At 67.8% G+C, this 20,328-nt stretch carries 19 protein-coding genes and 1 tRNA gene; 12 read left to right on the top strand and 8 right to left on the bottom strand.

The features are described from left to right. Nucleotides 1-96 precede the first annotated feature (96 nt). The 6 genes from ABOD76_RS10490 to ABOD76_RS10465 all read left to right on the top strand — a co-directional run bounded on the left by ABOD76_RS10490 (nucleotide 97) and on the right by ABOD76_RS10465 (nucleotide 6,571). Entirely contained in the window at nucleotides 97-1,335 is a 1,239-nt protein-coding gene (locus ABOD76_RS10490; RefSeq protein WP_350244780.1) for a hydantoinase/carbamoylase family amidase, read from the top strand. A gap of 284 nt (nucleotides 1,336-1,619) precedes the next feature. After that, on the top strand, nucleotides 1,620-2,225 hold the full coding sequence (locus ABOD76_RS10485) for a hypothetical protein (RefSeq protein WP_350244779.1): 606 nt from the start codon (nucleotides 1,620-1,622) through the stop codon (nucleotides 2,223-2,225). A 25-nt stretch (nucleotides 2,226-2,250) separates the two neighbouring features. Further along, nucleotides 2,251-3,003, top strand: a complete 753-nt coding sequence (locus ABOD76_RS10480; RefSeq protein WP_350244778.1) for a PucR family transcriptional regulator — start codon at nucleotides 2,251-2,253, stop codon at nucleotides 3,001-3,003. A 358-nt stretch (nucleotides 3,004-3,361) separates the two neighbouring features. Continuing rightward, nucleotides 3,362-3,547 (top strand): hypothetical protein, encoded by a 186-nt coding sequence (locus ABOD76_RS10475; RefSeq protein WP_350244777.1) that lies wholly within the window; start codon nucleotides 3,362-3,364, stop codon nucleotides 3,545-3,547. 93 nt (nucleotides 3,548-3,640) lie between these two features. Next, the gene (locus ABOD76_RS10470) at nucleotides 3,641-4,987 is read left to right on the top strand and encodes an aminotransferase class III-fold pyridoxal phosphate-dependent enzyme (RefSeq protein ID WP_350244776.1); all 1,347 of its coding nucleotides are present in this window, start codon (nucleotides 3,641-3,643) and stop codon (nucleotides 4,985-4,987) included. Between the two features lie 75 nt (nucleotides 4,988-5,062). Further along, the gene (locus ABOD76_RS10465) at nucleotides 5,063-6,571 is read left to right on the top strand and encodes a CoA-acylating methylmalonate-semialdehyde dehydrogenase (RefSeq protein ID WP_350244775.1); all 1,509 of its coding nucleotides are present in this window, start codon (nucleotides 5,063-5,065) and stop codon (nucleotides 6,569-6,571) included. Nucleotides 6,572-6,862: 291 nt separating this feature from the next. On the opposite strand, the gene rraA is transcribed toward ABOD76_RS10465, so the two are convergent. Beyond that, nucleotides 6,863-7,348, bottom strand: a complete 486-nt coding sequence (gene rraA / locus ABOD76_RS10460; protein ID WP_350244774.1) for a ribonuclease E activity regulator RraA — start codon at nucleotides 7,346-7,348, stop codon at nucleotides 6,863-6,865. Between the two features lie 43 nt (nucleotides 7,349-7,391). Between rraA and ABOD76_RS10455 the strand changes: the two genes are divergently transcribed. After that, complete coding sequence (locus ABOD76_RS10455; protein WP_350244773.1) at nucleotides 7,392-8,273, top strand: class I SAM-dependent methyltransferase; 882 nt, start codon at nucleotides 7,392-7,394, stop codon at nucleotides 8,271-8,273. A 6-nt stretch (nucleotides 8,274-8,279) separates the two neighbouring features. Here the strand turns inward: ABOD76_RS10455 and ABOD76_RS10450 are convergent, their stop codons facing one another. The 3 genes from ABOD76_RS10450 to ABOD76_RS10440 all read right to left on the bottom strand — a co-directional run bounded on the left by ABOD76_RS10450 (nucleotide 8,280) and on the right by ABOD76_RS10440 (nucleotide 11,153). Further along, entirely contained in the window at nucleotides 8,280-9,614 is a 1,335-nt protein-coding gene (locus ABOD76_RS10450; protein ID WP_350244772.1) for an erythromycin esterase family protein, read from the bottom strand. 333 nt (nucleotides 9,615-9,947) lie between these two features. Beyond that, nucleotides 9,948-10,023: transfer RNA gene (locus ABOD76_RS10445), tRNA-Lys, on the bottom strand. A 17-nt stretch (nucleotides 10,024-10,040) separates the two neighbouring features. After that, a complete protein-coding gene (locus ABOD76_RS10440) occupies nucleotides 10,041-11,153 on the bottom strand; it encodes a glutamate ligase domain-containing protein (protein WP_433961776.1) in 1,113 nt (370 codons plus the stop codon). Between the two features lie 291 nt (nucleotides 11,154-11,444). Here ABOD76_RS10440 and ABOD76_RS10435 point away from each other — a divergent pair, with 291 nt between their 5' ends. The 5 genes from ABOD76_RS10435 to ABOD76_RS10415 all read left to right on the top strand — a co-directional run bounded on the left by ABOD76_RS10435 (nucleotide 11,445) and on the right by ABOD76_RS10415 (nucleotide 17,365). After that, complete coding sequence (locus tag ABOD76_RS10435; protein WP_350244770.1) at nucleotides 11,445-12,614, top strand: glycosyltransferase family 1 protein; 1,170 nt, start codon at nucleotides 11,445-11,447, stop codon at nucleotides 12,612-12,614. Continuing rightward, the gene (gene glf, locus ABOD76_RS10430; RefSeq protein WP_350244769.1) at nucleotides 12,607-13,755 is read left to right on the top strand and encodes a UDP-galactopyranose mutase; all 1,149 of its coding nucleotides are present in this window, start codon (nucleotides 12,607-12,609) and stop codon (nucleotides 13,753-13,755) included. Before ABOD76_RS10435 ends, glf begins: the two co-directional genes overlap by 8 nt. Continuing rightward, entirely contained in the window at nucleotides 13,752-15,431 is a 1,680-nt protein-coding gene (locus ABOD76_RS10425) for a family 1 glycosylhydrolase (protein ID WP_350244768.1), read from the top strand. Before glf ends, ABOD76_RS10425 begins: the two co-directional genes overlap by 4 nt. 96 nt (nucleotides 15,432-15,527) lie before the next feature. After that, entirely contained in the window at nucleotides 15,528-16,634 is a 1,107-nt protein-coding gene (locus ABOD76_RS10420; RefSeq protein WP_350244767.1) for a Gfo/Idh/MocA family oxidoreductase, read from the top strand. Next, nucleotides 16,634-17,365 (top strand): alpha/beta fold hydrolase, encoded by a 732-nt coding sequence (locus tag ABOD76_RS10415; protein ID WP_350244766.1) that lies wholly within the window; start codon nucleotides 16,634-16,636, stop codon nucleotides 17,363-17,365. The genes ABOD76_RS10420 and ABOD76_RS10415 overlap by 1 nt, the downstream gene beginning before the upstream one ends. Before the next feature lie 45 nt (nucleotides 17,366-17,410). Here the strand turns inward: ABOD76_RS10415 and lipA are convergent, their stop codons facing one another. From lipA to ABOD76_RS10395, 4 genes are all read right to left on the bottom strand, one after another. Continuing rightward, nucleotides 17,411-18,391, bottom strand: a complete 981-nt coding sequence (gene lipA / locus ABOD76_RS10410; RefSeq protein WP_350244765.1) for a lipoyl synthase — start codon at nucleotides 18,389-18,391, stop codon at nucleotides 17,411-17,413. After that, on the bottom strand, nucleotides 18,388-19,101 hold the full coding sequence (gene lipB, locus ABOD76_RS10405) for a lipoyl(octanoyl) transferase LipB (RefSeq protein ID WP_350244764.1): 714 nt from the start codon (nucleotides 19,099-19,101) through the stop codon (nucleotides 18,388-18,390). Before lipB ends, lipA begins: the two co-directional genes overlap by 4 nt. A gap of 96 nt (nucleotides 19,102-19,197) precedes the next feature. Further along, a complete protein-coding gene (locus ABOD76_RS10400; protein WP_350244763.1) occupies nucleotides 19,198-20,022 on the bottom strand; it encodes a hypothetical protein in 825 nt (274 codons plus the stop codon). Between the two features lie 66 nt (nucleotides 20,023-20,088). After that, a complete protein-coding gene (locus ABOD76_RS10395) occupies nucleotides 20,089-20,328 on the bottom strand; it encodes a hypothetical protein (protein ID WP_350244762.1) in 240 nt (79 codons plus the stop codon).

Genomic DNA, 20,328 nt, shown 5'->3' with positions numbered 1-20,328 from the left:
GCCCTCGCCCACAGACGTCTCCACCGCCACCCCCAGGCCCTGAACGGCGGCACCGCCTGCCCACGTTCAGGGCCCGCCTGCTGCACGGAGGAATGCATGACCCTCGATCCACAACGCACCATCCAGGAACTCAAAGCGCTGCGCGACCTGACCGGTGACGACCAGGGCGCCCAGCGGGTGGCCTTCACCGACCGCTGGGTGGCCGCCCGACAGTTTCTGAAGGAGCGGCTGGACCAGCTGCCGGTGGAGCAGCACATGGACCCGGCCGGCAATTACTGGGCCACCCTGAAGGGCGACTCGGAGCGGGAACTGCTGATCGGCGGGCACCTGGACAGCGTGCCGAACGGCGGCTGGCTGGACGGCTGCCTGAATGTGCTGGCAGGCCTGGAGGTGCTGCGGCGCTTCAACGAGCAGTACGGCGGCCGCCCGCCCGTGACGCTGCGGCTGGTGGACTGGGCCGATGAGGAAGGCGCACGCTTCGGACGCAGCCTGTACGGTTCCAGTGCGGCCAGCGGACACCTGGACGTGCAGGAGGTGGCGAAGCTGCGCGACCGGGACGGGATCCCGCTGAGCGACGCGCTGACGCAGATCGGAGTGACGCTGGCCGACGCGCCACACGCGCGCGCCGAGTTGCGGAACGCCGCCGCCTACCTGGAACTGCACATCGAGCAGGGGCCGGTGCTGGAGCGGCTGGACCTCCCGCTGGGCGCGGTGCTGGGCACGGTGGGCGTGGAGCGGCACACCATCACCTTCCACGGTCAGGCGGCCCACAGCGGCAGCACCCCGATGGACGTGCGCCGGGACGCCTTCCTGGCCGCGGGGCGGCTGGCTCAGGAGACCTACACCATCGCCCAGCGGCACGGCGGCGTGTGCACCATCGGGAGCGTCAAGACCCTGCCGGGCATCGTGACCAGCGTGGTCGAGACCTGCGAGCTGACCCTGGACCAGCGGCACCTGGACGCGGACAGGCTGGCGGCCATGTGGCAGGACGCCCAGGACGCCGCCCGGCGCTTCGCCGACGATGGCGGCTGCACCGTGGATTTCGGGTACCTGTGGAACATCGAGCCGATTCCGTTTCATCCGGAGCTGATCGAGGCCACCGACGCGAGCATTCTGGAGGTCACGGAGCGGAGCCACCGCCTGCCGAGCGGCCCACTGCACGACGCCGCCGAGGTCGCGCGCGCGGGGGTGCCAACCGTCATGCTGTTCGTGCAGAGCCTGCGCGGCATCAGCCACAACAAAATTGAGGACACGCGGGAGGAGCACATCGCCCTGAGCGTGCAGGCGCTGGACCGGCTGGCCGATAAAGCGGTGGCGTGGATTCAGGGGCAATAAGTCTTCACTTCGGGGCCACCTCATATGCCGAAGCAGCTCCAAGCTGCCTGCGATCCTCCGCCTGAGACGGTGGTCCTCGCACCGTCGCCGGTCGGTTCTTTTGACCTGGGCGACGCCACCACAGAGAGCTGTCGAGCTTTGTAAAGACCATATTCAATCTAATGAGCGATAACTTACAAATAGCTCCACACAAATAGTTAGCAATAGAAGCAATCTACCGACGTAGCGACTGTTAGACCTCTCCATACAAGCATCTGTTACACTGGAGAGACCTTGCTCATTAGTTGAATCACTTTATTTGCTACCTAAAAAATAATGGAGGTGTGATAAATTTTATGATGTGTGATCAATCAGGTAACCTAGGTATTTCAAAACCAATTTCTGTTGGTTTTACAAGGAAAGTTGCGTACGGGATGTTTTTTATAGGCATACCTTTTTATATATTCACAGTATATATTAATATTTATAGAGTATATGTGGAATCAGCAAGACATCCGGATAAAGTCTATAAATATTTTTATGTATTTGTGATTATTTTTACTATTTTGTATACTGTGTGTGTATTTCTTCCCTCTCTTAAAAAACTGCGTCGACTGACCATTCAAAATAATACATTATCTAGTGCAAGTTGGATCTCTGGAAAAATTTCAAGACACCATCTAGCGAATATTGAACGGATTGATCAAGAGCGCAAATTTGCTCTACATCTTCTTATGTCAATGAAAACCAGAGAGAGCATGTATGTCTTAACTCTCAAGGACGGCACAAGGTACGAAATAGCTATCGATGGTGTGGATCGCACCCTCCTCTACAATTTCACTGCCGCTGCTCTGACCGGTAACCCACAGATCAGGATTGGTCGGAACGACTGGGGGTCGCCTCAATCATGATCCTGCACCCCGCACCGGAGCCCTGATGCTGCCCACTCTCTCCGAACTGCTGACTCTGCCGGCCTTTGCCGGCTCGGAGGTGCTGAGCGGTCAGGCCCAGCTGGATCAGCCGGTCACCTGGACGCACGTCAGCGAGGTGATGGACGCGGCCCGCTTCCTGTCGGGCGGTGAGCTGCTGATCAGCACCGGCACCGAACTGTCGCGCGCCAGCGCCCAGGAGCAGGACAGCTATCTGCGGTCGCTGGCCGAGGGCGGTGCGCATGGACTGGTACTGGAACTGGTGCGGGTGCCGGAGGTGCCGCCCGCCCTGCTCAGTGCGGCCCGCCTCTACGACTTTCCGCTGATCGTGTTCCGGCAGGAAGTCAGCTTCGCGCAGCTGACCCGCGCCGCCCACGCCCGCATCCTGCACCAGGGCAGCACACCGCTGGAGGGTACCCTGGCCCCGCTGCTGGACGCCCTGGCGGAGACCGGGCGCAGCCTCGCCTTCCTGCAGACGCAGCTGGGACCGCTGCTCGCCCTGCCCGCCCGCCCGCGCGCCACCCTGATCGGGACGCTGGAAGCGCTGCTGCACAGCAACTTCAACGTGGCCGAGTCGGCACGGCGGCTGGGGGTGCGCCGGCAGACGGTGTACTACCGCATGGAGCAGCTCAGGGGCATGCTGGGTGACCTCAGCGACCATCGCCGTCAGCTCGCGCTGCATCTGGCGCTGGAACTCAACCGCAGCGAGGCCAGCGAGGTCAAGCGTCAACCAGCGGCCCGCCCGCCGGAACAGCCCTGAATGGGCAGGCTGGTTGATGGAGGCGGCCGCCTTCGTCGGGACGACTGGTGGCGTCGCCGGCGCCCTCCAGCGGCACCGACCACACGCTGTTCCGGCTGGGCGATGCCCTCGCCTGCGGCTGCCGAAACTCCCCAGCGCGGGCTGCCGCAACTGGCTCCGACTGGTGGCCAGGACCTGAGCCGGGGTGGCGTGATGTATCGGCTGCTGGCAAAGGTTCCAAGGGCATTGCAGGGGCTGGAAGCGCCAGCCGAACCGCCGCCTGCCTTCGGGCCGCGTTCCTGGCCGAGCGCGACGAGGTCACCTGCGCCTTCACCACGGTCTTGACCGCTCCGGTGTGGGGACACGACGACCTGCAACCGTGCTCGACTTTGGCGGGCTGAACGTCGGAGATCCGGCCTGTGGCCCGAGCGTGGCCTTGCCCTGCGGATGCGGCTGGGCGCTGTCGGTGGCCCTGATCGCGCTGCCGTACGCGCAGCACACCGGCCCGACCATCGCGGCAGCATCCAGACGCATCATCGAGGCCATGCTGGACGACGCGCCCTGACGCCGGCCGGTGCTCAACTGGACACACTGTCTCTTGCCGCTCCAGCACGGCAAAAACTACACTTGAGTTCATCTTCACTCAGGAGGGTCAGTCATGCCGGAAGCGCATCCAGACAGCAAAGCGGTCATTCAGGACAATCGCGACTACACCCTGTTCTCGTGGAGCGTGCAGCAGCAGGCCAACCCGATTCACATGGTGGGCGGCAAGGGCAGCCACTTCTACGACGGTGATGGAAACACCTGGCTGGACTTCTCCAGTCAGCTGATCAACATCAACGTGGGGCACCAGCACCCCAAGGTGCTGCAGGCGATCAAGGATCAGGTGGACCAGATGTGCTTCGCCGGCCCCAGCTTTGCCACCGACGTGCGCGCCGAGCTGGGCAAGAAGCTCGCGGAGGTGACGGGGCTGGCCAAGAGCTTCTTCACGCTGGGCGGCAGCGAGGCCAACGAGAACGCCATCAAGATGGCCAAGCTCTACACCGGCCGCGACAAGATCATCACCCGCTACCGCAGCTACCACGGGGCCACCATGGGCAGCATGAGCGCTTCGGGTGACCCGCGCCGCTGGCCGGTGGAGCCGGGCATCCCCGGCATCGTGCGGGTCTTTGATCCGTACATGTACCGCCCGCCCATGGGCGGCACGGCCGAGGCCTGGGAGGACGGCTGCATCACCCACATTGAGGAAGTGATTCAGATGGAGGGGCCGCACACCATCGCGGCGATGCTGGTGGAGGGCATCACTGGCAGCAACGGCCTGCTGATTCCACCGGACAGCTACTACCCACGCCTGCGGGCGCTGCTGGACAAGTACGGCATCCTGATGATTGACGATGAGGTGATGAGCGGCTTCGGGCGCACCGGCAAGTGGCTGGCCACCCAGCACTACGGCATCGTGCCGGACATCGTGACCTGCGCCAAGGGCCTCACCAGCGGGTACATGCCGCTGGGCGCCGTGATCGTGAACGAGAAGATCGCGGACTACTTCGAGAACCACTTCCTCGCGGGCGGCCTGACCTACAGCGGGCATCCGGTCAGCCTGGCGGCGGCGATCGCCAACCTGAAGGTGTACGAGGAGGAGCGCCTCTTCGAGCACACCCTGGAGATGGGCCGGCACCTGGGCGAGCGGCTGGAGGCCATGAAACAGAAGTACGCCTGCGTGGGCGACGTGCGCTACATCGGGCTGTTCAGCGTGCTGGAACTGGTGAAGGACAAGGCCACCAAGGAGCCGCTGGCGCCCTTCAACGGCACCTCGCCGGAGATGGGCCGGCTGGCCGCCTACCTGCGCAGCAAGCACGTGTACGCCTACAGCCGCTTCAACTTCCTGTGGGTCTGCCCGCCGCTGGTGGTGATGAAAGAAGAGCTGGACCACGGCCTGGACGTCTACGAGGAGGCGCTGGCCCTGGTGGACGAGATGCTGAAGGCCCCGGTCGCCGCCGACTGAGCCGGGCTCCACGCCCGACCGACCTCTCTGGCTGCCCTGCTGCAGGCCACCCCCTCTCTTCCTGAAGGAGTCCCCATGACCGACACTGCCACCCGCCCCACCGCGCTCAGCCACTGGCTGAACGGCCAGCCGACCGCCGGCACCTCCGGGCGCACCGCTGCGGTCTACAACCCCGCCACCGGACAGGTTCAGGCCGAAGTCCCGCTGGCCAGCCGCGCCGAGGTGGACGCCGCCGTGCAGGCGGCCCGCGCCGCAGCAAAAGCCTGGCGGCCGGTGCCACTGGGCCGCCGCGCCGAGATCATGTTCCGCTTCCGGGCCCTGATCGACCAGCGCCGTGACGAGCTGGCCCGCATCATCACGCGCGAGCACGGCAAGGTCCACAGCGACGCGCTGGGCGAGATCGCGCGCGGTTTGGAGAACGTGGACTACGCCTGCGGCATCCCGAACCTGCTCAAGGGCGGCTACAGCGAGAGCGCCAGCACCGGGGTGGACGTGTACAGCATCCAGCAGCCGCTGGGGGTGGTGGCGGGCATCACGCCGTTCAACTTCCCGGCCATGGTGCCGCTGTGGATGATGTGCAACGCGCTGGCCTGCGGCAACGCCTTCATCCTGAAGCCCAGCGAGAAAGACCCCTCGGCCAGCCTGTTCCTGGCCAGCCTGCTTCGAGAGGCGGGCCTGCCGGACGGCGTGCTGACGGTACTGCACGGCGACAAGGAGGCGGTGGACGCGCTGCTGGAGCATCCGGACGTGGCGGCCATCAGCTTCGTGGGCAGCACCCCGGTCGCCCGCTACATCTACGAGACCGGCACCCGGCACGGCAAGCGGGTGCAGGCGCTGGGCGGCGCCAAGAACCACATGGTGGTGCTGCCGGACGCTGACATCAGCATGGCGGCCGACGCCGCGGTGAGTGCCGCCTACGGCTCGGCCGGCGAGCGCTGCATGGCCATCAGCGTGGTGGTGGCGGTGGGCGGGGTCGGCGACCGGCTGGTGCAGGCGATCCAGGAACGCATTCCGAACGTGCAGGTCGGCCCCGGCGACGAGGCCGGCAACGAGATGGGGCCGCTGATCTCCCGCGAGCACCGCGACAAGGTGGCCGGCTACGTGGCGGGCGCCGAGGCCGAGGGCGCGCAGCTGCTGGTGGACGGCCGGGAGGATGCCGTTCCCGGCGAAGGCTTCTTCCTGAAGCCCAGCCTGATCGACCACACCCAGCCGGGCATGCGCTGCTACGACGACGAGATCTTCGGGCCGGTCCTGAGCGTGACGCGGGTGGACACCTACGAGCAGGCGCTGCAGCTGGTCAACGACAACCCCTACGGCAACGGCACCGCCATCTTCACCCGCGACGGCGGCGTGGCCCGCCAGTTCCAGTTCGACTGCGAGGTGGGCATGGTGGGCATCAACGTGCCGATTCCGGTGCCGGTGGCCTATTACAGCTTCGGCGGCTGGAAGGCCAGCCTGTTCGGTGACACTCACATGTATGGCCCGGACGGCATCCGGTTCTACACCCGCAGCAAGGTCATCACCAGCCGCTGGCCGGACCCCGCCACCAGCAAGGTGAACCTGGGCTTCCCCACCAACGGGTAAGGGCCAGGGGCCAGCAGGCCACGCATAGGCTTGACTGGCCCTGCATACCCCGCTATACTTTCTTTATCAGCGTCCGAAAGGGCGCTTTTTTTGTGGCTAACTGCCTCGGGCGGAGCGGTCGGTGCCGGCGCCAGACACTCAGGACAGGGGGCTTCATTCTGGTCAACCGCTGCAGGCCCTCCCCTGCAGGCGTGCAGACCACAGAGGCATCCCGGCTCCGCCTGCATGACCTTGACGCCCTCTGCATACCGCGCTATATTCTTGTCATCACCGCCTGAGAGGGCGGGTTTTTTATGGCGTGTGCAGCGGGGTCTGGCTGACCAGCAGGCCGTCGGCGTCGGCGTAAATCCAATCGCCGGAGTTGATCGTGACGCTGGCGAACGTCAGACCCACCTCGCGCTCGCCGTCGCTGCCCTTGTTGCTGCGCCGCGGATGGGTGCCCAGCGCCTTGACCCCCAGCGGCAGCCGGGCCAGCGCGGCACTGTCGCGCACGCAGCCGTTGATGACCACGCCCGCCCAGCCGTTCTGCACCGCCAGCGTGCCGAGCTGATCGCCCACCAGCGCGCAGTGCAGGCTGGCGCCCCCGTCCACCACCAGCACCCGGCCCTGCCCCGGCGTCTCCAGCGTGGCGCGCACCAGGGTATTGTCCTCGAAGACCCGCACGGTGAGGGCCGGACCCGCAAAGGCCAGCTGGCCGCCGTAATCACGGAAGATGGGCTCGGCCACCTGCACCTCCGGGTGGGCGTCACACAGATCGGCCGTCGGGTAGCTGTTCATGGTCCGAGTGTAGAGCACCGCCCATCGGTGCTAGCCTCGGCCGGTGTTCACCTTCCGGCATGAGCCGCTGCACGAGATCCTGCCCCGCCTGCGCGCCGCGCTGCAGCTGCACCCGGAAGTGCAGCTGCGGGTGCCGGACCCGGACCTGGGATGGGGGCTGTATCCGGGCGAACGCACGGCCGCCGGCATCCACCGCCCCTACCAGAGCTGGACCGACGTGGCCGACCTGCTGGACGCGCAGCTGCTCACCCCGCAGCCGGACGGCGAGCTGGTGCAGCTGCGCTTCCGGCGGCTGCCGGCGGCCGAACGCCGGCTGGACGGGGGCTACGGGGCGGGCAGCGAGTTCGCCCGCATCGACAAGCTGGAGGACCCCTGGCTGCTGCAGGACCTCGGCGAGGCGCTGGAGCGCGCGCACTTGCAAATCGGTGACCGGGTGCTGGCGCTGGGGGTCGGCCAGGGCCGCGAGCTGGACACCCTGCCGCTGGTGTACCCGGACACCCGCTTTGAGGTGCTGGGCCTGGACCTGGACGACTCGGCCCTGGCCACCGCCCGCCAGCGCCATCCACAGGCCACCTTCCTGACCCGCGACGTGCGGAGCCTGCCGGACCCGGACCTGGGCCACTTCCGCCTGATTCTGGCGCTGAACGTGCTGCAGAGCCCAAGCATCGACACCGACACGCTGCTGAGGGCGCTGTGCCGCGAGCAGCTGCAGGCAGACGGCACCGTCATCGTGGGCTTTCCCAACTGCCGCTACAGCGCCGGGGCGCAGCGGTACGGCGCCCGGATGCTCAACTTCCGCCGTCCGGACCTGAGCCTGCTGATCAAGGACGTGGCCCAGACGCGCCGGTACCTGCAGAAACACGGCTTTACGGTCTATGTGACCGGCAAATACGAGGTGCTGGTGACCGGTGTGCGGCGCGGCTGAGGACCGCTACTCGCCGGACGGGTAGGTGTCGGGCAGCTCGCCCGCTTCCCAGCCGCCGGTGCGGTCCAGCGGCACCAGGGCGCTGGTGCGGTCGAAGTACAGCAGGGCGTCGTACTGCTCGCCCAGGCGCGCCTGGGCGTAGTGGCTGCGTCGCTCGGTCTCGGGCCGGTAGATCACGCCGATGTACCGCTGCAGCCGCTCCTCGCGCAGGCCTTCGGTCGCGGCGTTCTGCTGGCGCAGGTCCAGCCAGAAGGCCGGCAGGTCCAGCCCGTGCAGCAGCGCCTCGGTGCTGCCCGGCAGCCCGGGACGCACCCGCTTGCGTTGCACGGCCTCGCCCCAGTCGTCCGCGGCGCTCACCTCGCCCTGGTAGGTGCTGAACCCGATCAGGTACGTCTCGCCGGGATGCCGCTCCCGCAGGTACTGGCCGACATTCTGCTGGCCCTGCCGCCAGCCCGCCTCGGTGGCGCGGGCATCGCCCAGGTGCGAGTTGTGCGCCCACACCACGACCTTCGCGTCCCGGCCCTGGGCCGCCTGATGCTCTACCAGCGCGTCAATGGTGTCGGCCATGTGCGTGTCGCGCAGGTTCCAGGTGTCGTGATGGCCCCGGAACATCTCCCGGTAGTAACGCTCGGCATTGAGGGCCAGACGCGCGTTCTGCTCGGCATAGAAGTGCTCGTCCTCGGCCAGCGGGCTGCCGTGGGTCAGGGCCTGCTCCTGCCGCTGCAGTTCCACCAGCTGCGCCACGGCCTCATCCTCACACGGCTCCTCCAGGCCGTAGCCGGTGGCCAGGCCGTACTGCTGCGGGTCCTGGCCGAACGGCTCGAAGCAGCTGTAGCGCTGCCGGGCCCGTCGGGCCGCCTCCGGGTCCACCCCTTCCAGGTACTCGACCACCGCACCCATCGAGCGGTGCAGGCTATACAGGTCCATGCCGTAGAAGCCGGTCGTCCGGTCCGGGTGCCGCTCGTTGTGGTCCCGCAGCCACTCCACAAAGGCCAGGACGTCCTCGTTGCGCCACATCCAGGCGGGGAAGCGCTGGAAGCTGCCCAATGCCTGCAGGGCATCCGGGTCGTCGCTCTGGCCCTGCACATATCGGTGGACGCGGCCCGCGTCCGGCCAGTCGGCCTCCACCGCCACGGCCGTGAACCCGTGCTCCTCGATCAGCCGCCGGGTGATTCTGGCGCGTTCCCGGTAGAACTCATGGGTGCCGTGCGACGCCTCTCCGATCAGCACAAAGCGGGCCGAACCGGCGCGCTCAAGCAGCGCCGTATAGTCGTCGGACGCGCCCAGGAGCGGCTGGGCCGCTGCCCTGAGGGCGTCCTGAAGGGTCTGCAGGCGGGTCATCAGGGTTCCTTTCCGGCCGGCACCCGGGCACGCCGACCAGAGTCGCGGGCTCCGGACCGTCCGGACGTGGCGCGCTCCTGCTCCTTGATAGCCGATGATGGGCCCACCCGGGATGCCGGTTGGGTCAAGGTTGAAGCCGGACAGCATTCATGAACACCGCCGCAAGCGGCATGTTCGAGGCGCGGACGTGGAAAGTCGCGGGATGCCCAGTTCCAGCGTGATGTGCGTGCCGAGGGTGCCCCGGTACGCCCTGGCCAACATCCTGGTGGAGAGGGCGCTGGCCGCCGCCTTTGAACGGCAAAAGAAACCCCCGCTCTGGGCGGGGGTTCTGTGTGGTGGGTCGTGTAGGACTTGAACCTACAACCCGCTGATTAAGAGTCAGCTGCTCTACCGATTGAGCTAACGACCCACACCTGACCTGCACGGTCAGCGGAAGGAAGTATACGAAGGGTGGGCAGCGCTGTCAAGCAGGGGCCGCAGCTGCCCCGCCAGATACAGGCTGCCGGCAATCAGCAGCGTTCCGCCGGGCGGCGTGAGCTCCAGGGCGCGGGTCAGGGCCAAGGCCGCCTGCGGCTCCACCTCACCGCCGTACGTTTCGGCCAGCGCCTGCAGGTCGGCGGCCGGCTGCTGCGGGTCCGGGTGGGTGTAGACACGCCGCTGCGCCACCTCCAGCAGCGCCTCCAGCGTGCGGAGGGTGTCCTTGCGCGCCAGACCTCCGAACAGCAGCACGTCTGCATGCGGCACAGCCAGCGCCAGCGCCTGTGCCGCCGCCGGGTTGTGGGCGCCGTCCAGCAGTACCGTGCGCTCCTGCAGCTCGAAGCGTTCCAGGCGGGCGGGCCAGTCGGCCTGGAGCGCTGCCCCGAGCCCCGCGTCCCAGCCGAAGAGCCGCAGGGTGGCCACCGCCAGGCGGGCATTCTGCCGCTGGTGGGCTCCGGTCAGCTGGGGCGGGTGCGGCAGCCGGAACAGCGTAGGGTGGCTCGCGGGTGTGTACAGCGGCGCGCCACGTTCCTGCGCCGTCCGTTCGATCACCTGCAGGCCCTCCCCTTCAGCGGTGGTCAGCAGCGGCACGCCCGGCTGCGCGGCTCCGGCCTTGTCGCGCGCGATGTCGCTCAGGGTGGGTCCCAGGGTGGCCGTGTGGTCCAGCGCGACGTTGGTGATCAGCACCGCCCGGACCCGCCGCAGCGCCTGGGTGGCGTCCGAGGCGCCGCCCACCCCCGCCTCCATCACGGCCCACGGCACCCCGTCCTCGGCAAACACCTGGCACGCCAGCGCCAGCGTCAGGTCAAAAAAGGCGGCCTCCGGAGCGTGAAGTCTGGCCCATTGCACGAACGCCGCGGTCCGCGCCGGGTCCAGTTCGTGGCCCGCAACCCGGATCCGCTCCTCGAACCGTTCCAGATGCGGGCTGGTGAAGCGCCCGACCCGCTGTCCGGCGGCCAGCACCCCGGCCTCCAGCATGGCGCAGACGCTGCCCTTTCCGTTGGTGCCCACCACCCGCAGACTGTCGAAATGCTGATCCGGGTGATGAAGTCGCTCCAGCACGCGCAAAGTCGCCGCCGAACCCCGCGACTGACCTGCGCGTTTTCGAGAAAACAACCACTCGTGCGGGGCAAAAACTGCTGCCATAACAGCAGCGTACTGCGCTCAGCGGACCTCCACCGGAACTTGATGAAGGCTTCAAGAATTCTTTAATACACAGAATCGAAAGAAAGATTTTGCAAATTTCACGCAGATGAGCCGGGAATGGGTTCTTATGCATAAGCACCCGAAGCAGCACGCCTGGGTCCAGAGCCTGCCGGACAGACGTGAAAGGAATGAAACCCGATGAATACCATGACTGATGCCCCGGATCTGATCTGCATTGCCCATCTGCGCTGGAACTTTGTGTTTCAGCGTCCGCAGCACCTGATGACCCGCGCGGCGCAGGATCGCCGCGTGTACTACTTCGAGGAACCGATCTTTGGTGACCGCGACTGGCTGGAAACCCGCCGGGACGCGAGCGGCGTCATGGTCTGCACCCCGCACGTGGTGCAGGACCTCGGCCCGGCCGAGTCCCAGATGCGCACGCGCCGCCTGCTGGAGCAGCTGGTGGCCGAGGAGCAGCTGAGCGACTACGTCCTGTGGATCTACACCCCCATGGAACTGCCGATCACGGCCGGCCTCAAGCCCGCGCGGACCGTCTACGACTGCATGGACGAGCTGGCCAACTTCCGTTTCGCTCCGCCGGAGCTGCATGCCCGTGAGCAGCAGCTGTTCCGGCAGGCGGACCTGGTGTTCACCGGCGGCTACCGCCTGTGGGAGGCCAAGCAGCGCCAGCATTCGCACGCGTATCCATTCCCATCGAGCGTGGACGTGGCCCACTTCACCCAGGCCCGCAAGCTGCGCCAGGACCCGGCCGATCAGGCACACCTGCCGCACCCGCGGCTCGGCTTCTGTGGCGTGCTGGACGAGCGCTTCGACGCCGCGCTGGTGCAGGCGGTGGCCGACGCCCGGCCCGAGTGGCAGTTCGTGCTGGTGGGACCGGTGGTGAAGGTCTCGCCGGAAGAGCTGCCGCAGGGGCCCAACATCCACTACCTGGGCCAGAAGGACTACAAGGAGCTGCCCGCCTATATGGCCGGCTGGGACGTGGCCCTGCTGCCGTTCGCCCGCAACGAGGCCACCGAATTCATCTCGCCCACCAAGACGCCCGAGTATCTGGCCGCGGGTCGCCCGGTGGTGTCCACCAGCATCCGTGACGTGGTGCGGCCCTACGGCGAGATGAACGTGGTGCGGATCGCCGATGACGCCGCAAGCTTCGAGGCCGCGATCCAGGCAGCCCTGGACGAGCAGGGCACGCCGGCCGGGCTCAACCGTCAGCAGCGGGCCGACGAGTTCCTGTCCACCGTGTCGTGGGACCGCACCTGGGCCGAAATGGACGAACTACTGCGCGGCCACGGGGCCGGGCCGGTAGTCCCCGCTGCGCCCAAGGGCATCAGTGTGGTGGGGGGCGCCGCCGATGACTGAAGCGTCCAGCCCTCAGGGCTTTGATTATCTGATCGTGGGGGCCGGGTTCGCCGGTGCGGTGCTGGCCGAGCGGCTCGCCAGCGTGGGGCAGCGGGTGCTGATTGTGGACAAACGCCCGCACATCGGCGGCAACGCCTATGACCGCTACGACGACGCGGGCGTGCTGATTCACCCGTACGGCCCGCACATCTTCCACACCAACTCCAAGGCCGTCTTCGATTACCTGTCGCAGTTCACGCAGTGGCGGCCCTATCAGCATCGGGTGCTGGCCAGCGTGGACGGCCAGCTGGTGCCGATGCCGATCAACCTCGACACGGTCAACCAGCTGTACGGCCTGTCGCTGAACGCCTCGCAGCTGGAAGACTACTTCGCCTCGGTGGCCGAGCCGGTGGAGCAGGTGCGCACCAGCGAGGACGTGGTGGTGAGCAAGGTGGGCCGCGACCTGTACAACAAGTTCTTCCGCGGCTACACCCGCAAGCAGTGGGGCCTGGACCCGTCGGAGCTGGACGCCAGCGTGACGGCCCGCGTGCCGACCCGCACCAGCCGCGACAACCGCTACTTCCAGGACACCTATCAGGCGATGCCGCTGCATGGCTACACCCGAATGTTCGAGGCGATGCTGAATCACCCGAACATCAGCGTGATGCTTAACACCGATTACCGGGCCATCGAGACGTTCATTCCGTGGCGGCACATGATCTACACCGGCCCGATTGACGCGTACTTCGGCCACCGCTACGGGCGGCTGCCCTACCGCAGCCTGGAGTTCGAGCACCGCACCCTGCCGCAAGCGCAGTTCCAGGCGGTGGGCACCGTCAATTTCCCCAACGACTACGCCTACACCCGGGTCAGCGAGTTCAAGCACATCACCGGGCAGCAGCACGACCAGACCAGCGTGGTGTACGAGTACCCCACCGCCGAGGGCGATCCGTACTACCCGGTGCCGCGCCCGGAGAACGCTGAACTGTACAAGCGCTACGCCGCGGACGCCGAGCAGCTCACCAACGTGACGTTCGTGGGCCGGCTGGCCACCTACCGCTACTACAACATGGACCAGGTGGTGGCGCAGGCACTCGCCACCTTCCAGCGGCTGCAGGAGGCTCAGGCACCGGCCGGAGTGGAGCTGGAGGCCAGCTTGTGAGGCTGGAGCTGTGGGTCGGGCCGGAAGCGTCCTACACCCGCACGGCCTCACACACCCTGGACCAGCAGGAACTGACCGGCTTTGCCGGCCGGCCCGAGGATCTGGACCGGATGGCCAGCCTCGGCGCCTCACGCGTCCGCCTGCCGCTGCTGTGGGAGCGGATCATGCCGGAGCAGACGCCCGACTGGACCTGGTCGGACGCGGCGCTGCAGCAGCTGCAGCGGCTGAAACTGGACCCGATCGCCGGGCTGGTGCATCACGGCAGCGGGCCGGCGCACACCAGTCTGCTGGACCCGGCCTTTCCGGAGAAGCTGGCCGACTACGCCCGCCGGGTGGCCGAACGCTACCCGCACCTGGACCACTGGACACCGGTCAACGAGCCGCTGACCACCGCGCGCTTCTCGGGGCTGTATGGCCACTGGTATCCGCATGCGCAGGACGACCACAGCTTCGTGCAGGCGCTGCTGAACGAGCTGCGCGGCACGGTGCTGGCGATGCAGGCGGTCCGGGAGATCAATCCGGCGTCTCAGCTGGTCCAGACCGAGGACCTGGGACGCACCGCCAGCACTCCGGCGCTGCGGGAACAGGCAGCCTTTGAGAACGAGCGGCGCTGGATCACCTGGGACCTGCTGTGCGGGCGGGTGGGGCCGGGCCACCCGATGTGGAGCTACCTGAAGTGGGCCGGGGCCACCGAGGAGCAGGTGATGTGGTTTGCCGAGCATCCCTGTCCCCCGGGCATCCTGGGCCTGAACCTCTACCTCACCAGCGACCGCTTTCTGGACGAGCGGCTGGACCGCTACCCCGAGTCCACGCATGGCGGCAACGGCCGCCAGCAGTACGCCGATGTGGAGGCGATCCGGGTGCGCGGCCCGCTGCAGGGCCTGCATCACACCCGGCTGATGGAGACCCACGAGCGCTACGGCCTGCCGATGGCGCTCACCGAGGTGCACCTGGGCTGCACCCGCGAGGAACAGCTGCGCTGGCTGAATGCCGCGTGGCAGGGCAGCACCGAGGCCCTGCTGGAGGGCGCGGACGTGCGCGCTCTGACCATCTGGTCCGCTTTCGGCAGCGCCGAGTGGAACAGCCTGCAGACCCGCCAGGAGGGCCACTACGAGCCGGGCGTGTGGGACGTGTCGGCCGGCTGGCCGCGCGAGACGGCGCTGGCCCAGCTGGCGCGCGAGCTGGTGAACGGTGAACTGCTGAGCCACCCGGTGCTGCCGGGGCCCGGCTGGTGGCAGCGCGCCGAACGCGTGACGTATCCGGCCGAGGGCGACGTGCAGGCGCTGGAACTGACCGGCCGGCCCCTGCTGCTGGTGCAGGGTCAGGACGAACTGGCCAGCGGGCTGATGGAGGAACTGGACCACCTGTGCTGGCTGCGTGGCCTGCCGGTGGTCTCGGTGCCGGATGACGGTCAGGTGATCACCTCGCAGATCCGTCGGCTGCGGCCGTGGGCGGTGGTGGAGGTCTCGCACCCGCAGGAGCTGAGGCTGCACTGGCTGGGCCGCAGTCCCCTGTGCATCCGCGCCGACGACTGGGACCGTCACGCCCTGCACGCCGCCCTGGACCTGCTGATCGACGGAGAGGACGGGGAATGGCACTGGGACGGTCAGATGATGCGTCCCAACTGGCAGCGGCAGGACGGCGAGTCGTTGCCCCCGGCCACCACCACCTACTGATCTCCAATCTGAGCACAGCATCACCCGTGCGGCACGGCAGGGAACCCGGTTTTCCTCTGCGGTGCCGCACTCCATTCCACCCGCAGGAGGCGTCCCATGACTAAGGAAATCCGCACCATCCTGCCCCCGGAAGAGCGCGTCGGTTACGCCGTGATCGGCCTGGGGGAACTGACCACCGAGGAGCTGCTGCCGGCCTTCCGGCTGTCGGGTCGCTCGCGGCTGGCGGCCATCGTGAGCGGCGACCGCGACGAAGCGCTGCAGAAAGCCCGGCAGCACGGCCTGAGCGACGCCGACGTGTACAGCTACGAGCAGTTCGAGGAGCTGCGCGGGCGCGAGGACGTGCAGGCGGTGTTTATCGTGCTGCCCAACAGCCTGCACCGCGAATACGCCGAGCGGGCGGCCCGCATCGGCAAGCACGTGCTGTGCGAGAAACCGCTCTCCGACACCCCCGAGAATGCCGAGGCGATGGTGCGGGCCTGCCGTGAGGCCGGGGTGCGGCTGATGACCGCCTACCGCATCCAGTACACCCCGCACCATCAGCTGGCCCGCGAGCTGATCGAGCGGGGCGAGCTGGGCCGGGTCAAGCTGATCAACTCGGTCAACACCCAGGTGGAGGCCAACGACGGGCAGTGGCGGCTCAAGCGTGAACTGGCCGGCGGCGGCAGCCTGCCGGACGTGGGGCTGTACTGCCTGAACACCGCCCGCTTCCTGACCGGCGAGGAGCCGTACGAGGTGTTCGCGTACACCCACAGCACGCCCGGCGACCCGCGTTTCAAGGAGGTCGAGGAGAGCGTGAGCTTCATCCTGCGCTTCCCCAGCGGCATCATCGCCAACTGCCTGACCAGCTACGGCGCGGCGCAGCACCGGGCGCTGACCGTGTACGGCGAGGACGCCAACCTGTCGCTGGACCCGGCCTTCACCTACACCAACCTGCGGGTGGTGCAGGCCAGTCCCGAGGCCGCCACGGAGCATCTGGTGCGCGAGGTGGACCAGTTCGCGCTGGAACTCGATCACTTCTCGATGTGTGTCCAGGAGGACCTGACGCCCTACACCCCGGGCGAGGAGGGCCTGCAGGACCAGCGCATTCTGGCGGCGCTGTACCAGAGTGCCGAGCAGGGCCGGCCCGTTCAGCTGGAGCGGCTGGAGGGCCGCGACCTGTTCCGGGGCACGCCCCCGGTGCAGCCGGACCGGCAGCGCTCCTGATGGTCTCCTCCACCGTGGTGCTGCTGCACGGCTTCGGCACCTCGGCGCCGCTGTGGGCAGACGTGCAGGCCCGGCTGGGACGGCTGTCCGTGGCGCTGGATCTGCCCGGCTTCGGGGGCAACACGGCGGGCCACAGCGCCCACGACTACACGGTGGACGGCATGGCCGACCATGTGGCACAGCAGGTGCAGGCGGCCGGCCTGACCCGCTACACCCTGGCCGGACACTCGATGGGCGGCAAGGTGGCGGCGGTGCTGGCCGCCCGGCAGCCGGTGGGCCTGACGGGGTTGCTGCTGCTGGCCTCCTCCCCTCCCTCGCCCGAGCCGATGACCGAGCGGGGCCGGGCCGAGCTGAAGGCCGCCTGGGGTGATCCGGAGCGGCTGAGGGCCCTGTATGCCGGGATCGTGCGCGCGCCGCTGCCGGCCTCCTCCGTGCTTTCGCTGATCGAGGATGGCCTGCGGGCGGAACAGGCCGCCTGGACTGCCTGGCCGGACCACGGCAGCCGCGAACACCACGAGCGGCAGATGGCGCGCGTCGCGGTGCCGGTGCGGGTGCTGGCCAGCCGCAGCGACCCGGTGATGACGCCGCAGGTGATGCGCGAGCGGGTGATGCCGGCCTTTCCTGGTGCGGCGCTCCGGGAGCTGGACGGCCCCGGCCACCTGCTCCCGCTGGAGGCGCCGAAGGAGGTGGCCGGGTGGCTGGACGACGCGGCCAGGGACCTGACCGGATAGAGAACGGCCGGAGCCACATCCGCTCCGGCCGTTCTCCAGTTGCGCTTACAGCATGCCGAGGGTGTCGGTCTCGCCCAGGTGGGCGAGGTGGCCCGGCAGCCGGCCCTTCTCCAGCACCTGCTCGGCCTTGTACGACGAGCGCACCAGCGGTCCGCTGACCACCTCCAGAAAGCCCAGCGCCATGCCCAGGTCGCGCAGCTCATCAAATTCTTCCGGGGTCACGTAGCGCTCCACCGGCAGGTGATGCTGGGTGGGGCGCAGGTACTGGCCGAAGGTCAGCACGTCCACCCCGGCGTCGCGGCAGTCCTGCATGGTCTCCAGCAGTTCCTCGCGGGTTTCGCCCAGGCCCAGCATGATGCTGGTCTTGGTGATGACGTCCGGGCGGGCCTGCTTGGCGTGCCGCAGCACCGAGAGGGTGCGGTCGTAGCTGGCACGGATGTCGCGCACCGGGTGGGTCAGGCGGCGCACCGTCTCCAGGTTCTGGGCGTACACGTCCACGCCGCTCTCCAGCACCAAGTCCACGCAGGCGGTGTTGCCGCCGAAGTCGGGCGTCAGCGCCTCCACCCGCGTCTCGGGGTTCTCGCGCTTGATGGCCGTCACGGTCTTGGCGAAGTGGTACGCGCCGCCGTCCGGCAGGTCATCGCGGTCCACACTGGTCAGCACCACGTAGCGCAGGCCCATCAGCCGCACGCTGTCGGCCACGCTGGCCGGCTCGTCCAGGTCCAGCCGGCCCATCGGGTTGCCGGTGTCCACCGCGCAGAAGCGGCAGGCGCGGGTGCAGATGTGGCCCATCAGCATGAAGGTGGCGGTGCCGCGCGACCAGCACTCCCCGATGTTGGGGCACATCGCTTCCTCGCAGACGGTGTGCAGGCGGTGCTCCTTGACGATCTTCTTGACCTCGCCAAAGACCCCGCCCACCGGAATGGTGACGCGCAGCCAGTCGGGTTTCGGCTCGCGCGCCCGGACCGAGTCCTTGCGATAGATGCCGTTCTTGATGAAACGCGGTTCCTGATCTGCCTGCGTCATGGTGCTCCCATCGCTGCCGCTTCCGGCAGCGTAAAGTCGTAGTGCTCGAAGGTGTGGGCGAAGGCGCCGGCGATGACCTGCTTCACCTGGGCCATGTCGGGCGGGGTGCCCAGCCCGCGCAGCCCGTATTCCCGCGCCACGCTGGTCATCTGGGTGTCCTGCAGGCCGCAGGGCAGGATCAGCTCGAAGTGCTGCAGGTTGGTGGCCACGTTCAGCCCAAAGCCGTGAAACGCCACATTGCGCTGCACCGCCACCCCGATGCTGGCAATCTTCTGGTCGTACTGGCGGCCATTGATCTCGCGCGGGTCCACGTACACGCCCGCGTAGCCGGGGTTGGGCCGGGCCGGCAGCTGCAGCTGGGCCAGCGCCTCCACCAGCGCGCCCTCCAGCAGCCGCAGAAAGTCGCGGACCCGTCGCCCCACCGGAAAGATGGCGTAGCCGACCAGCTGCCCGGGGCCGTGATAGGTCACGTCGCCGCCGCGCTCCACCGCATGCACCTCGATGCCCTGGGACGCCAGGTAGTCGCGGGTGACGATGATGTTCTCGCCTTCCTTCGCCTTGCGCCCCAGCGTGATGACCGCCGGGTGTTCCAGCAGCAGCAGGGTGGGCGTGCCGCCCTCCGCCACCCGGGCGTGGTGCTGCCGCTGCAGCTGCCAGGCGTCCGGGTACGGCACCGTGCCCAGGTCCAGCACCTCGAATGACCGTTTCACGCCCCCGATTGTACGCCGCCCTGCGACTTGCCCAAGGTGCCGAACCGCACCGAACGGCGGACAGGCCGGAGTGGGCAAGTTCACCAGCGGCAGTGGTCAATCCGGCGCGTCGCCCGCTCCGGTGTCCTCGCGCAGGCGCCGCAGCGCCTGATCCGTTTCCTCCTGCAGGTGGGTCAGCGTCTGCACCTGCTCGGTGGGGCTGGCATCCGTGTGGCCCACATGCTGCACCGCCGCGCTGCCGATGCGCTCCAGCGCTTCCAGCTGACGCGCGGGACCGGCGTCCTCCAGCTCCGAAATGCGCTCCACCACCTGTTTTCCCGTTTCCTGCAGGTGGCTCAGCTCCTCCTCGGCGCTGAGGGTGTCCAGCGCCGCCACCTGCTCGCTGTAGGCCGCGCTCACCTCATCGAGCGCCTGCAGCTGTTCCAGCGTGCTGCTCTGGGCGCGCGCCGCCTCAATGACCACCTGCAGCGCCCGGATCTGCTGCTGCACCCGCCCATGAATCCGCCGCAGCTGGGCCGCGCTGATGTCGTGCAGCGGCGTGTCGGTCACAGCCTGCAGCGCCTCCTGAATCACCCGCGAGAGGGCGTGGGCCGCATTCAGCTGCTGATCGCCGGACGCCACCACCTCCCGCAGCGTGTGTTCCTGTTCCTGCCGCACCGCCTGACCGGCGGCCAGCGGCGTGGAGCGCAGCTCCTGATCGGTGAACGTCATCACCTGCCGCAGCGCGTCGGTGGCGGCCAGCTGTTGCCGCCCGGCCCGGATGATGTCTTCCAGCAGGCTGGTCTGTGCCCAGCCGGCCGCGCCCACATGCTCGCGGGCGCGCGCTTCCTGCAGGCGATGCTGCTGTTGCTGCACCTCCCGGTTCAGCTGTTGCAATCGCTCGCCCGGCGTCGGGGGGTTCGTTGAGTTTGAGGCGTCCATGAATGCTCCATGCTAGGAGCTTTAAGGGCGATTAAAGTAATGCGGTCAACATTGACGCCCGGACGCCTAGGCCTGCCGGCGGCGGAGGCGCGACAGCCCCAGACCCAGCAGCAGCCCGGCCACCAGCGCGAGGCCGGTGGCGATCATCACCTCGAACACCGGGTTGAAGTACGACGAGCTGCGGTTGGCGATGGCCACAGCATGCAGGATATTGATGTCGTAGACGTTCTTCCCGAGCAGCACCGCCGCCACCACCAGCACGATCAGGCCGAAGATGGTCAGGCCACGAGCAAGCACACTGTTCAT

The organism is Deinococcus sonorensis KR-87, from assembly GCF_040256395.1.
GTDB classification, from domain to species: Bacteria; Deinococcota; Deinococci; order Deinococcales; family Deinococcaceae; genus Deinococcus; species Deinococcus sonorensis.
This window is presented reverse-complemented; position numbering and strand designations above follow the sequence as displayed.